The organism is Pseudoalteromonas sp. CuT4-3, assembly GCF_035666335.1.
Classification (GTDB): domain Bacteria; phylum Pseudomonadota; class Gammaproteobacteria; order Enterobacterales; family Alteromonadaceae; genus Pseudoalteromonas; species Pseudoalteromonas atlantica.
Genome location: NZ_CP142030.1, coordinates 1,383,180 through 1,398,865 on the forward strand (window position 1 = coordinate 1,383,180; position 15,686 = coordinate 1,398,865).

General features: G+C 42.4%; 8 protein-coding genes. 7 read left to right on the plus strand and 1 reads right to left on the minus strand.

From position 1 onward, the window contains the following. Positions 1–60: 60 nt before the first annotated feature. Entirely contained in the window at positions 61–453 is a 393-nt protein-coding gene (locus tag VOI46_RS06345) for a DUF2750 domain-containing protein (protein WP_004588808.1), read from the minus strand. Positions 454–820: 367 nt separating this feature from the next. On the opposite strand from VOI46_RS06345, the gene VOI46_RS06350 reads away from it, so the two are divergent. From VOI46_RS06350 to recD, 7 genes are all read left to right on the plus strand, one after another. Beyond that, positions 821–1,864 (plus strand): alkene reductase, encoded by a 1,044-nt coding sequence (locus VOI46_RS06350; protein WP_004588809.1) that lies wholly within the window; start codon positions 821–823, stop codon positions 1,862–1,864. A gap of 196 nt (positions 1,865–2,060) precedes the next feature. Continuing rightward, complete coding sequence (locus tag VOI46_RS06355) at positions 2,061–4,334, plus strand: TonB-dependent receptor (protein WP_282338282.1); 2,274 nt, start codon at positions 2,061–2,063, stop codon at positions 4,332–4,334. A gap of 86 nt (positions 4,335–4,420) precedes the next feature. Then, on the plus strand, positions 4,421–5,548 hold the full coding sequence (locus VOI46_RS06360) for an alkaline phosphatase family protein (protein ID WP_004588811.1): 1,128 nt from the start codon (positions 4,421–4,423) through the stop codon (positions 5,546–5,548). Next, entirely contained in the window at positions 5,545–6,609 is a 1,065-nt protein-coding gene (locus VOI46_RS06365; RefSeq protein WP_282338285.1) for an alkaline phosphatase D family protein, read from the plus strand. Before VOI46_RS06360 ends, VOI46_RS06365 begins: the two co-directional genes overlap by 4 nt. Positions 6,610–6,769: 160 nt before the next feature. Further along, positions 6,770–10,072, plus strand: a complete 3,303-nt coding sequence (gene recC / locus VOI46_RS06370; RefSeq protein WP_282338287.1) for an exodeoxyribonuclease V subunit gamma — start codon at positions 6,770–6,772, stop codon at positions 10,070–10,072. Further along, positions 10,059–13,622: an exodeoxyribonuclease V subunit beta gene (gene recB, locus VOI46_RS06375; protein ID WP_004588814.1), complete on the plus strand. Its 3,564-nt coding sequence runs from the start codon at positions 10,059–10,061 to the stop codon at positions 13,620–13,622. Before recC ends, recB begins: the two co-directional genes overlap by 14 nt. After that, positions 13,619–15,580, plus strand: a complete 1,962-nt coding sequence (recD, locus tag VOI46_RS06380) for an exodeoxyribonuclease V subunit alpha (protein WP_004588815.1) — start codon at positions 13,619–13,621, stop codon at positions 15,578–15,580. Before recB ends, recD begins: the two co-directional genes overlap by 4 nt. Positions 15,581–15,686: the final 106 nt, after the last annotated feature.

Below are 15,686 nucleotides of genomic sequence, written 5' to 3' on the forward strand. Positions count from 1 at the left end.
CACTATTAAAAATGCGGCTAAGTTGTATTCGTTTAAGCCGCATTTAAAACTGCCCCTAAATTAATACTTTCTCTTTTTAGGAATTTTTAACTGGCTTTCAAATTCATCAGGAAAAAGCACCGTGCCGTCGTCCTCTTCGGTAGGGAACACCGCAATCAGTAGGTCGTCTTCTTCAAGGCCGGGTGTCCAGCGGCTAAACCAATCTTTTGTCGGAATGGCTTTTGGTGTACAGCCTTCCCATTCGCCCGTGGCCCAAGCTTGTGCAAAATCGCGGGTTGGCCACACAGGTACACAGTCGTCATCTTCGTTGGCAAGCATTACGCAGCCATCATCGTCGTTTAAAATCCATACTTGTTTGTACTGTTGTACGGTTTCAAACATAAAAGCGAGTCGTTTTTTTGCCCCTAGCCCTAAAATTACGGTTTGTTCTTCAGTCGCATTTGCAGTTGTCATAATTGGCTCACTCTTTATTGCTTCAAATTTGAATTTTACTGTTACAAGTATATCGAGTTATGTGACAGTGTGTTGAAAAATTATTATTTAACCTGAACTTTGGGTAATAAATCTATCTCTAGCAGCTATTTTAAGCGCTAACTGTGTTGAATTTACTGAAAATCTCTGGCTAGAGAAAATAAGCTTAACTATCATCATGATAAAATATGTTAGTAAATCTCTTAACCGAGTTCAGGTTATTTAATTTTGTAATTCAGATCTGTTTTGGTACTCCCTAAGTATATTTTGAGCGAGCATTCTAAACTGCCCTTGAATGTTGTTAAAAAGGCCGCATCTCATATGTATACTCTTACTGAAGGATTTAACAATGACCACAGATTTACTGGCCCCGTATAAATTAAACGACTCACTTGAACTTAAAAATCGCGTTTTTATGGCGCCTTTAACCCGTTGTATGGCTGATGATAATTTAGTACCTACGCAAGATATGGTCGAATATTATGCGCGCCGTGCCGATGCCGGTTTAATTATTAGCGAAGCCACTATTATTCGCCCAGATGCTCAGGGCTACCCAAATACACCGGGGTTATTTACCAGCGAGCAAATTCAAGGTTGGAAAAAAGTAACTGACGCCGTACACGCCAACGGCGGTAAAATGTTTGCACAGCTTTGGCATGTTGGCCGTGTTGCTCACCCTCACTTTTTTGACGGCGAAGTATTAGCGCCATCGGCAATTGGTGTTGAAGGCTCTGTACCACGTATGCGCGAGCTGACGTACATTACGCCAAAAGCGGCCACTAAAGAGGATATTAATTCACTGATAGCCGACTTTGCTAAAGCGGCCGAAAACGCCATTGAAGCTGGTTTTGATGGTGTAGAAATTCATGGCGCAAATGGTTATTTAATTGATCAGTTTTTACATTACGCTGCAAATGAGCGCACAGATGAATATGGCCAAACACCTGAAAATATGGCGCGTTTTGCAATAGAAGTGACCGATGCGGTTGTTAATGCAGTAGGTAATGAGCGTACGGCAATTAGGTTATCGCCAGGTGCTTATTTTAATATGGAAGAAGATAAGCGTGATAAAGCGGTATTTGATTATTTATTAGCGCAGCTAGATGACAAAAAACTGGCTTACATTCATGGCGGTATTTTTGATGACAGCACTCAATTTGACTCTTTAGAAGGTAAGACAACCTCGCAGTATTTGCGCGCTAACACTAAAACCAGCCTTGTAGGGGTAGGTAGCTATAGTTTTTATGATGCAAAACAAGCAATAAACAATGACCAGTTTGATTTAATTGCGATTGGTCGTCCATTTATTGCTAATCCAGATTACATTAGTAAAGTGGCTAATAATGAAGAGCTTGTTGCTTATAGTGACGAGGTGTTAGCTAAACTATTCTAATGAATTAGTATTCATATATAAATCAGCCTAGGTTTTTGTACTTAGGCTGACTTACAAATGACATAACAAAGCCATAAAAACCCCACATTTTTTTAACACCCCTGTAAATAAACTTCATTTTTGTTGTCATAATTCGAAATCATACTGTGCCCGCTTTCATAATTACTTTAGATAATTAAAACCAAACGGGATCACAATGTACGCTTTAACTAATAAATCGATTTTGAGCATGGCAATTGCTATGGTTGTATCAACGTCAGCTTATGCAAATGGCAACGAAATAGAAGAAATAACCGTTACTGCAAAACCAACCAGTTACGCAAATAATGTGATTGAGCCTGCAATGCTTGATCAACAAACAACGGTTTCGAGTGTGTTATCGGTTATCGACAACTTACCTGGCATTAGCATAAACGAAGGCGATGCATTTGGTGGCGATGACTGGTCTACCACAATTACTATGCGTGGTTTTAGTATTGACTCAAACCAGCAGCAATTAGGGATGACCGTTGATGGTATTCCTAACGGTGGCTCAAACTATGGTGGGGGCGCTAAAGCAAACCGTTACCTAGACACTGAAAATTTAGCCACTGTAGAAGTAGGCCAAGGCACCTCAGATATTAAATCGGCATCGCTTGAGGCACTAGGCGGTACATTTAACTTTGTAAGTAAAGCGCCAAGTCTTGATAGCAGCACCACTTTTGCTTACACCTCGGGTAGTCACGATGCGACCCGCTTTTACGTTAAGCACGAAACGGGTACTTTATTTGATAATACACAAGCGTATGTAAGTTACTCGCAAACTGATACTAGCCGCTGGATTGGCTCGGGTAGCAATGGTGGAAAAGATAACCAACACGCAGAGCTTAAATTTGTAACAACGCTTGCTGATTTAACAATTACAGGGCGTTTATCTTACGATGATGTAAGCGAGACTAACTACAACAGTGTAAGTCTTGCGCAATTTGAACAAACGCCAGAGTGGGATCAGTTAACGTGGAACTGGACAGGCGTTCCACATTACGACCAAATGTTTGCTGAGGGCTGGGGTACACTGCGTGAAAATACACTAGCGTATTTAAAGTTTGAGTATGCGCTTTCGCCAACATCGCTTATTACAGTGAGCCCTTATTATCATAAAAACTCGGGCCGTGGCGATTGGATCCCACCGTATTTAACAACTCCAGTAGATGAAAACGGCAACCCAACCACAGAGGGCGGCACTAACGCAGGCTCTTACGGTTTTGTAGATAGCGCAGGTAACGCACTGGCACCAAACGAAGGTTGTACGGCAAGTTTAAGCTGGCCGTGGGAGTCGGGTCCTGGTTTAAACCCAGCATGTTACGATGATACGGCAATACCTGTAATGTCGTATCGTCATACGCATTACAAAAAAGACCGCTTAGGGGTTACTGCCAACTACCAAGCTACGTTTGGCATGCACGATATAGAAGCCGGTTTTTGGTATGAGCAAAGCGACCGTGACGAGTCTCGCGATTGGCACAAAGTAATTAATGCCAGCATTTACCACCACTTTGATAGCACGCCATACTGGACCCAGTATAAAAACACCTTTGAGACCGATACACTTAAATGGTATGCGCAGGATTCAATGGCACTTGGCGATTTCACGCTTAACGTAGGTGTTAAAAAGTACCTTGTTGATATTGAAAAGTACGACTATTATCAAAATGCCACAACTGCTAAAGTTAATAGCGACTCTGATGTGTTATTTAGTGGTGGTATTTTGTATCAGCTAAATAACTCAACCGAGCTATTTACCAGCTATAGCGAAAACTTTGCAGCCATAAAAGACGGTGTACTTGAGCGCGACAGCTCTGATTTATCAGCCATTGAAGCTGAAACCGCTGAAAACATCGATTTAGGTGTACGTTATCAAAATGACGCGTTAAACCTGACCGCAACAGCGTATTCAATTGAATTTGATAACCGTATTACGTTCATTGCCCCAGGTAGTGACACTGGCGGTATTGATTACACCATAGGTACTAATGGCTCTTACTTAAATGTAGGGGGTATTGAATCGCAAGGTTTAGAGCTGTCGGCAAGTTACATGCTAAGCCCACAATGGAGTGTATATAGCTCGTACACGAATAATGACTCAGAGTACAAAGGCGATGCACCCGGGTTTGAAGCCGGTGAAAAAGTAATAGACTCAGTAGATGACTTATTTGTCCTATCGACCGATTACTTTAGCGGTGATTTCCGCTTTGGTTTATCGGCTAAATACACCGGTGAGCGTGGCGAAGTTGATGGCTATACCGTGGTTGATTTAAACGCAGGTTACGCAACCGATATAAACGCAGGACCATTTAAAGCTATTGATGTTGCCTTTGTTGTTTATAACGTTACCGATAAAAGCTATTTAGCGGGTGGTACGGGCAATGGCAGCACTTACTTTATTGGTGCACCACGTACAGCAGCACTGACGTTATCGGCTACGTTTTAATAGCCATAATGTACAGTAAATAATTAAAAGCCCATCTTTGATGGGCTTTTAATTAAAGGTACACAGTTATTAGGTACACAGTAATTATGAACTCAATTATAAAAGCCACGGTATTTAGTATCATTGCATTAATCAGCAATACCGCAAGCGCAGCGCAAAATGTAGTGCTAGTGACCCTTGATGGTGTGCGCTGGCAAGAGGTGTTTAGCGGGGCAGATAAAAACCTCATTAATAATGCCGATTTTGTTAAAAACCCAACGCAATTAAATAAGCAATTTTGGGCGCCTACCGCCAATAAGCGCCAGCAATTACTCATGCCATTTTTAACTCAGCATGTGGCTAAAAAGGGCGTAATTGTAGGTGATAGAGCAAAGGGCTCTAATATGTCGGTGAGCAACCCTTGGTATTTTTCATACCCTGGGTATAACGAAATTCTCACCGGCGAAGTAGATGAAAAAATTAATAGCAACAATAAAGTATTAAACGCCAATAAAACCATTTTAGAGCGCCTAGATGAGCGTGCAGACTTTAAAGGTAAAACCGCTTTGTTTGGGAGCTGGGATGTATTTCCTTACATTGTGAATACTCAGCGTAGTAACGTGTATGTGAATGCGGGTTTTATGCCCATAGAAAACGATTTATTTGCCGATGCTAAGCTTTTAAACGCATTGCAAAATGAAATTCCAAGCCCATGGGAAAAAGTACGCTTAGACAGTTTTACTTACCGATTTGCCAAAGCGTATATGCTGGCAAAAACGCCGCGCTTATTAGTCATTAGCTTAGGTGAAACCGACGACTTTGCGCACGATGGCCATTACGACCAGTATTTAAAATCTGCAAGGCAAAGCGATGCGTTTTTAAAAGACTTATGGAACACAATTCAAACTACACCGGGCTATAAAAACAATACAACGCTTATTGTTACCACCGACCACGGCCGCGGGAGCAGTGCAAGCGACTGGCAACACCATAGCTCTAAACGTGCGTTGGCTGAGCTGCATTTAGCGGGTAATAAATTTCCTGAGGGCATTGTCGGCTCTGAGCATATTTGGCTTGCTGCCATTGGCCCTGCAATAAAAGGGCACGGCTTAATTAAAACACAAAATGAGCTTAAACAAGCGCAGGTTGCAGCCACTGTTTTAAGCGCATTGGGTATAAACCCAAAACACCTAAATTCAAACATGGCACCGCCAATAAGTGAGATTTTAAAATGAAGCAGTTAGTAAAACCTATTACACACGCCGTATTAGCATTAGGGTTAGCGTTTAGCGCAAATACTATGGCAGCAGCCCCTTCAAAAATTTTATTTGGCTCGTGTGGGCATCAAGATAAAGACATGCCAATATTTGACACCATTAATAAAGAGCAGGGCGATTTATTTATATTTTTAGGTGACAATATTTACGGCGACACCAACGATATGGCGGTACTTGCCAATAAATACCAAAAGTTAGGTGCTAAACCAGGCTTTAAAACACTAAAAGCGAATACGCCAATCATTGCGATGTGGGACGATCACGACTTTGGTCAAAACGATATTGGTAAAGACTACCCACATAAAGAGCAGTCTCGCCAAATTATGCTCGATTTTTGGGGCGAGCCTAAAAGCTCTCCTAGGCGCACCCGCACGGATGGCATTTACACGTCGTATATGTATGGTGAGGATGAGCAAGCTGTACACGTAATAATGCCCGATTTACGCTGGAACCGTGATGCACTTAACCACGTAAGCGAGCTTGAATATTACACTAAGCGTAAGCTTAATAACCAAGGCCCGTATAGCCCAACAGAAGTGAAAGGCGCCTCTATGCTAGGTGAGGCGCAGTGGCAATGGCTTGAGCAAGAGCTTAAAAAGCCTGCGGCTATAAAGCTAATTGCCTCAAGCTTGCAGTTATTACCCGATTTTACAGGGTGGGAGTCGTGGGCTAATTTCCTAGAGGATCGTAACCGTTTATTTGCGTTAATTAAAAAGCATCAAGTGAATGGGGTTATTATCATCAGTGGCGATACACACTGGGGCGAAATATCAAAGTATCAACAAAACCTTGATTACCCTTTAATAGAAATGACCAGCTCAGGCCTCACTGAAAAGTGGAAAGACGTAAGCCCAAATAAACACCGTGTAGGTGATTACACTCACAATGTGAATTACGGCGATTTAAGCATAGATTGGCAACAAGCAGATCCATCCATCTCACTTAAGCTTAAAGGGATAGATGCTAAAGTGATTATGCAAAGCGCATTTAGCTTATCAAGCATTAGCCCTTATAAATAAAATGGCCTGACCAATAAAACGCACAGTGATTAAAATTAACGCTGTGCGTTTAAACTCCCTGCTAACCCGCTGATTTATTAGTGCCAATTTGCTGATTGCGCTACCCCTATAAATGAAAATATCTTAAACTGGTTTTACTTCAAGTAAGGACTCCAGTTGTATGCTCAATATTATTCAATCAAACCGTATGGAAGCGCTGCAGGCTCAGTTTAATCAGCTATTAAAAGTAAACCCGCTGCAAAGCCCATTCGATAAAGAAGTGGTATTAGTGCAGTCGCCGGGTATGTCGCAGTGGCTTAAAATTGGTTTAAGCGAAAACCTAGGATTAGCCGCGCAGGTCGATTTTCCGCTGCCATCGAGCTTTATATGGCAGTTGTATCAGCAGTTACTGCCCAATGTGCCTAAAGAGTCGGCATTTAATAAGCCTAACCTTGCTTGGAAATTATTTGCAATACTGCCCAGCTGTATTGATGAACCGCTTTATTTGCCCTTAAAAACCTATTTAGAGGGCGACCTAGACGGGCAAAAAACCTTTGCCCTGTGTGAAAAAATTGCCGATGTGTACGACCAATATTTAATGTACCGCCCGCATTGGATTGCCACTTGGGATAGCGGCAAAGACGAACTTGACGATGTTGATGTAAGCATTGCCCCGTGGCAAAGCTATTTATGGCGAAAGCTGGTGGCGCACAGTAAAGCGCTTGGGCAAAGCCAATTTCATCGTGCCAATATGCAAGGGCAGCTACTCGGTGCGCTTGAGAATATGGATAATAGCTTACTACCTAAGCGCATTAGTTTATTTGGTATATCGGCGATTGCGAGCTCGCAGCTTGAGGTGTTTGAAGCGCTGAGCAAAAAAACAGAGGTGTTTTTATTCTTTTTTAATCCTAGCGAGCATTATTGGGGCGATGTGGTTGATGAAAAAACAGCAGCCAAAATAAATGCCAAATACGCCAAAATGCCGCTTTTAGAAGCGCAGCAAAAAAAACAAACTAACCCTGATGAAGAATACTACTTTATAGGTAACCCGCTTTTATCGTCATGGGGAAAACTAGGACGCGACTACTTTGAGCAACTCGTACAACTTGATGCGCGTTGGATTGATGGCTTTATAGATGCGTTTGACGATAGCTTGCTGGGTCAAATTCAAAGCGAGATTTACCAACTGGCATTTAAAGGTGAGTCGCTTACCGATAATAAGCAATGGTTTATAAATGATGAGGGCAAATTGCCCATTAGCGACACCGATACCAGTATTACCCTAAGCGATTGCCACACACCGCTTAGAGAAGTTGAGCGCTTGCACGACTATTTACTTACTTTGTTTAATCAAAACCCGTCGCTCACTCCTAAAGACATTATTGTAATGATGCCTGATGTAGGTACGTACAGCCCGTATATTGAAGCGGTATTTGGCGGCGCGCAAAACACCAGTCGCTTTATTCCTTATGCATTGGCCGATTTAGCCATAGAGCAAGAAAAACCGGTGCTGAGCTCGTTTGCCAGCTTAGCCAATTTGCCGTTTTCGCGTTTTGGTGTTTCGGATATTCTTGATTTATTGCAAGTAACACAAATTGCCGAAAAATTTGCGCTAGAGGCGCACGAGTACGAACAAATTCAATATTGGCTTGAGCGTGTAGGGGTTAAATGGGGTATAAATGCTGAGCACAAAAGTAGCTTTGATTTACCCGCAATAGATTTAAATACCTGGCAGCATGGTTTAAACCGTTTACTGCTAGGCATAGCCCAGCGCGATGAGCAATGCCCGTTTAACGGCATTTATAGTGCCGATGAAGTAGAGGGCATGGCGCTTGATACCCTTAATAAACTGGTGCATTTTATTGATGTACTGCAGCGCTTTAAAGATGAGCTAACCCCTGATGATACCCTTAGCAATAAAGCGGATATTTTATCTGAGCTAATAAATGCTATTTATTTCAATGAAGGCGAAGACAGCTGGGATTTACTGGTACTGCAAAATGTTTTAGAGGAGCTTAAAAAGCACCACGATAATGGTGATTACGATAAACATGTATCGCAACGAATTGTAAGCTACCTGATAAAACAAGGCATTCAAGAAAAAGGCGTAGGGCAGCGCTTTTTAGTGGGGCAAGTTAACTTTTGTACACTAATGCCTATGCGCGCCGTGCCGTTTAAAGTGGTGTGTATGCTTGGCTTAAACGATGCCGATTACCCACGTACGGTGCAGCCAATAGGATTTGACTTAGTGCCGTATTCTAAAAAACAAAAAGGTGACCGTTCACGTAAATTAGATGACCGTTACTTATTTTTAGAAGCCCTCCTGAGTGCCCGCGAAAATTTATACATAAGTTACATTGGCCGCTCGTGTTTTGACAATCAACCGCGTATGCCCTCGACCTTAGTAAGTGAGCTTTTAGAGTACATAGGCCGCAGCTTTACGTTAGCAAATAACAGCGAAAAAACGCTGCCTGAGTGTTTAATTAATCAACAGCACTTACAGCCTTTTAATAGTGCGTATTACACAGCAGACACTGAAGCGGATGAACAGTTGAGTAATCACAGTTTTAATCCTATTTGGCTGCCAAGCGAGCGTATAGACGCGCAGCCGCTAACAGCCATTGATGTAACAGCGCCCGCGCAATTAGAGCTTGATGTATTTATTCGCAGTGTGTGCAACGCACAAGAGAGCTTTTACCAGCAAACATTAGGTTTACGCCTACCTGAATTTAACGAAGTCGCAAAAGATGAAGAGCCTTTTAGCCTAGATGCGCTGCGCCGCTACTTTTATTTAGACGAAATACTGCAAGCCAACATTAATGAGCAACCTTTAAGTACAGAGCAAATATTGCAACGGGGAGAGCTGCCACAAGCCAATGTGGGCAATTTAGTGTATGAGAGCATGGCACACCGAGTAGATGCACTAGCCGGGCAAGTAAAAGAGCATATTAAAAGCGGCAAAACCGACCCGCTTGAGGTGTCTTTGCGCATAGAAAACACCACCATTGAGGGCTGGCTTAATCATATTTACCTTCAAAAACAAGTGTTTTACCGAAGTGCCAGTATAAAGGCCAAAGATTTAATTAAGGGCTTTATATATCATCTTGTTGCACAAAGTATGGAGCAAAATGTAGAAACCCTATTACTGGGGCTTGATAAGCAAATTAGCTTTGCACCACTGAGTAAAAATGAGGCCGATGCCTTACTCAGTGATTGGTTTTCGCTATACCAAGCCTTGCGCAAAGAGCCTGTGGCATTTTATCCGGTAAGTGGCTATGAATACGTTAAAAGTGGTGGCGATATTGGTAAAGCCATTAGCAAGTTTAACCCACAATACATAGGGCGCGGCGAGGGCGAAAACCCGTATATTCGTTTAACGGTGCAATCGCTCAATGACTGCCAAGAAGAGTTTATTAAGTGGAGCGAAAAATTACTCTCCCCATTACATGCACATGCAAAGGAGAGTGACCATGCAAGCGCTTAATCCGCTAACAATGCCGTTAAAAGGGCAAAGTTTAATAGAAGCCAGTGCGGGTACAGGTAAAACCTACACCATTACCGGGCTTTATTTACGTTATTTATTAGGCTTGCAAATACCAGGGGAGATAAACACCCCGTTAAGCGTTGAGCAAATACTTGTGGTTACCTTTACCGATGCCGCTACGCAAGAAATTAAAGACCGCGTACGCAGCCGTATTATTGCTGCGCGCGATGCATTACTTGGCCAAAACCCAAATGATGAATTAATAGAAGGTGTAATAGCCGCAGTAGATGATAAACACCGCGCCTTTGATTTACTCGATGCCGCCGCTAAATCTATGGACGAAGCCGCTATATTTACCATTCATGGTTTTTGCCAACGCATGTTAAAGCAGCATGCGTTTGAATCGGGCGTTGCTTTTAACCTTGAATTTATTTTAGATGAGCGCGACATACTGCTCGACACAATTAAGGATTTTTGGCGCGCCTTTGTATACCCACTTAATAAAGAACGCACTGATGCTATTTTAGAGGTGTTTGCAGCCCCTGAATCGCTATTTAGCCAAGTCAGTAGTGTGCTAAATAAAGCCAATGCGAACATAGTGCCGCAAATAAACTTAGATGACGTATTTAAAGCTCGCGATGAGTACATTGCTAAAGTACCCGCTTTTAAAAAAGCAGTGCTGGAGCAAGAGTTTATAGCTGCAATAAAGGGCTCGGGTTTAAGTGGCTCTAAAACACCTGGCCGAAAAGGCAGTTTAACGGCCCTTGAAGGATTTTGTTTAGGTGATGAGTTATTTTTTGAATTTGGCACCAATAAATACTCGTTTGAGGTGTGGAGCAGCGAAAACTTAAGTGATGCCAGTAATTATAAAAAAAATCAGCCATTATTTAGCCACCCTCTGCTTAGCTTGTTTGATGAGCTCAGTGCACTTAATACTAAAATTAATCAGGGCCTTAAAATTGCCGTTGTACAAACCGCAGCTCGGTGGGTTAAACAGGCAATTGTAAAACGCAAGCAAGAGCAAAGTGTGATCACCCCTGATGATTTACTGACTAATTTACACAGTGCTTTAAATGCCGAGCAGGGCGAGGCTTTATCGCAAAAAATAGCGCAGCTATTTCCTGTTGCCATGATTGATGAGTTTCAAGATACCGATCCGATTCAGTACGGCATTTTTAGCAAAATATACGGCCAAGAAAAAACGACGCTTGCCATGATAGGCGACCCAAAACAGGCTATTTATGGCTTTAGGGGCGCTGATATTTTTACCTATATTGGCGCAAAAGAGTCGGTAGAGCCTGAGCAGCAATTTACTTTAGGTACTAATTTTCGCTCAAGCACCGATATAGTAAGCAGTGTAAACAGCTTGTTTTCTAAACATGCCAATAGCTTTATTTATAACGATGCCATACCGTTTAACGCAGTAGCAGCAAAAGGCAAAAAAGCCGATGAAACATTTACAATAGATGGCAAACCTGCCACCGCGTTTGAATTTAATGTATTTGTAGATGAAGCTGCAGATGAAAAAAACAAACCCACCAGCAAAGGCGTTGGGCAAGGGCATTTGGCCAGTTATTTTGCCAATAAAATAGTGACATTGCTTGAGCAAGCCGAGCAAGGGCGAGCGTGCATTGGTAAGCATAAGGTGACCGCTGCCGATATTTGTATATTGGTGCGCGACCGTGTAGAAGCGCAAATAATGAAAAAAGCACTGAGCAATGCCAATATTGCTAGCGTGTATTTATCGCGCGACAGTGTTTTTAGCCAAGAGCTTAGCCACCATTTACTTAATTTTTTAACGGCATTGCATGGGCAATACAACGAGTCGTTACTGCGCGGCGTATTAGCCGGGCCATTATTTTGTTTAAGCTACAACGAAATTTACGCCCTTGCTGATGATGAAAATAAATGGCAAGAGCATTTAAACTTTTTTGCTCAACTTAGCCATATTTGGAACAAGCAAGGTGCAATGGCGATGCTTGAGCGTTTGTTAAGCCATAATCAGCTGAGCGCTAAGTGGCAAGGACTTGGCTATAACGTTGAGCGCTGGTTAACCGACTTTAGACACTTAGGTGAAATACTGCAGCAAAAGCAAATAGAGCTAGAAGGCACTTTGCGCTTGCTACGTTGGTTTGCACAAAAAGTAAGCCAGCAAGATGGCGAAACCGTGCAAGTACGCCTAGAGAGTGACGCCAACTTAGTTAAAATTGTGACTATGCATGCCTCAAAAGGGCTCGAGTATCCGCTGGTATTTATGCCTTTTGCCAGTGGCTATCGCGAAACTAAAGAAGCGCTTTATCATCAAAACGGCCAGCTAGTTTACGATTTAAGTAAAAACGAAGACGCCTTAGCACAAGCTGAGCAAGAACGCCTAGCTGAAGACTTACGCTTACTTTATGTTGCCCTTACCCGTGCGGTACATTTTTGTGCACTTGGGGTGTATAACATAGGGCAGGGGCAAAGTAGCCGTTTGGCTATACAAAGTAGTGCATTAGGGCATGTGTTATTTGCAGGGCTTGAGCTTACAAGTAGCCAAACGTGGCGCACCCACTTAAGTGAATTTTGCGACGATCACACCGAAATGCATTATCAGCAATTTACGGCTGAGCAATTGGCCGAACAAGGCCAATTAACACTTAATAGCGCAGTGCAGCAAAGCCAAGCGTTAAGAGTTAATACGGTTACAGCCAACATAGAGCGAGATTGGCGAGCAACCAGCTTTAGCGCGCTGAGCTTTAAAAAGCACACCGATCATATTGAGCCTGGGCGCAGTGATGAAGATCATGAAAAAGATGAATTTGCTAACAGCCAAGATGAAATACCATCGCCTTACAGTTTTCCCAAGGGGGCGAAGCCTGGAAGCTGTTTGCATGAAATATTTGAGCAAATAGACTTTACCAGTGCGCAAGTACACCCTACAAATCCAGAGCAAAATTTAGCAGAGGTAGTAAAACATACGCTGGATAAATACCATATTAGCGAAAGCTGGCAACACGTGACCGAGCAGTGGGTGCTTGATTCGTTAACCTGCCCCTTAAACAATGAGGGATTAAGCTTAAGCCAATTAGCCCCGACAGACTGCCTAGTCGAAATGGAATTTAATTTACCTTTAGATAGTTTGAGCGCGCCTCAATTAAACGAAATACTGGTTAAGCATTTTGGTTTTACCCAAAGCAAACTCGAGTTTGCTCATGTAAAAGGCCTGTTAAAGGGATTTATAGATTTAATTTTTTGCTATCAAGGGAAGTATTATATTTTAGATTATAAGTCTAATTACTTAGGTAATACGCCCGCTGACTATGAAAGCGACCTGCTAGAGCAAGCCATGAATAGCCATCAGTATCATTTACAGTATTTAATTTATAGCGTTGCGCTGCACCGATTACTCAAACAACGCATCAGTGATTATGCAATAGAAACCCATTTAGGCGGGGTTTATTATACTTTTTTACGTGGCATGCCGGCGGGCAAAGGGGTGTATTTTAATAAGCTTAGCGCAGAGCAAATCACACTATTAGATGGCTTATTTAGCCAAGGAGCCATGTTATGAGTGACTACCCTATGCAGCAAAGCTTGTTTGATGAGCCGCCAGCACCTGCCCAACCGTTAAATGCGGTGGAGCTGCTTGACTACTTATTAGATGAAAAACGCATAAGAATGGTAGATGTAAAGCTTGCCTTAATGCTGTGCGATAACCAGCAAAACGACGTGTTTTATATAGTGTTATTGCTGTGTTTAGCACAGCAAAGCCAGCATAGCTGTTTAACATTAAAAGAAGTCGACTGGCAAAACCCGTTTAATTTACGCCAAAGCGACTTTACTAAAACCGAGGGCAATGTACCAAATATTACATCGCCTTTTAACGAAGCCTTTAACTACCTCGATGCGCTTAGCTGTTTAAGTGCCCATAACAGTGTGGGCGAAGCCAAACCCTTACAGTTATTTAACGAACGGCTTTATTTTGCGCGCCTTGCTGATTATGAGCACACCTTAGCTACACGTTTACTTGCGATGAGTGAGCGCCATTTAAATATAAATACCCAGTTACTCAGCCAATTATTAAATGACTACTTTGTTGATAATTCAGCGCTTGCGATTGATTGGCAAAAAGTAGCCTGCGCTATTGCCGCAACAAAAGGCTTTAGCGTTATTACGGGCGGGCCAGGAACTGGTAAAACCACCACCGTGACTAAGCTATTAGCTATTTTACAGTCGCTTTATAAAAGTGCACCTTTAAGCATTAAACTGGTGGCGCCTACAGGTAAAGCCGCAGCCCGTTTAAGTGAATCAATTTTAGGGGCAAAAGAGCAACTTAAAAATATTCCTGAGGATATAAAGGCCTTAATTCCCGATAGCGCGCAAACTATTCACCGGCTTTTAGGGGTTAAACCCTTTACTAATAAATTTAAGCATAACAGCACCAACCCGCTGCATTTAGATGTACTTATTATTGATGAAGCCAGCATGGTTGATTTATCGCTCATGGCTAAATTAATAGAAGCACTGCCTGCGCATGCGCGTTTAATATTGCTTGGCGATAAAGACCAACTTGCCTCGGTAGATACCGGCAGTGTAATGAGTGATTTATGCCAAGGGTTAGCATTGGGTGAAACGCCTAATTACTCGCAAGCACGATGTGATGAGCTCAATACTTTATGTTTTAAAGGAGAGGCTAAATTAGCGGCGCCTGGGCATAGCGAATTTAAACTAGCTGATTGCATTGCGTTTTTACAACACAGCTACCGGTTTGATGCACAAAGTGGCATTGGCCAGCTTGCGCTGGCGGTTAATACTAACCATAACGGTATTTTAAAATACGTAGAGCAGCAAAGCACACAAGGGAAATTTAACGATGTTATTTTAGATTATGACTTTGTTGCAAAACCCATAGAAAAATTAATAAACAGTGCTGCTAAGCATTACGCTCAATATTTAAATTTAATCGCACAGGGGGCAAGTGTTGCAGATGTTCACGCGGCGTTTTCTCAATATCAACTATTAGCGGCCGTGCGTGAGGGGGATTACGGCGTAAATAGCTTAAACAGCCGCATTGAGCGCGCACTTGTGCAACAAGGGTTAATATCGGTAAGCCCAAACCAGCGCCATTACAGTGGTATGCCCATTATGGTGAGCCAAAACGATTATCAACTTAAGTTGTTTAATGGTGATATTGGTATTTTAATGCCCGATGAAAGCGGGCAGTTAAAAGCGTTATTTATTGATGAGCAAAACACGGTTCGGGCGTTTTCACCTGCGCGCCTGCCTGCTCACGATAAAGTGTATGTAATGACCATACATAAATCGCAGGGCTCGGAGTTTAGTTATACAGCTATGGTTTTACCGCCGCTTAAACACGCCAGTATGGGCGTAAATAGGCAGCTGGTGTACACAGGCATAACACGTGCTAAAAACACCTTTGAGCTGGTGGCCGATAAAAAAGTACTGCAATTGGCCATGAGCAAAAGCGTATCAAGAGCCTCAGGATTGTATGAGCGTTTAAAATACTAATACCTGTTTATATTTAAAGGTTGAACTAATTACTAAAAACCTAACGTATTTTTATGCGTTAGGTTTTTAGCTTTAGTACTGCCGACTACTAGGTGTGTGTAAATAA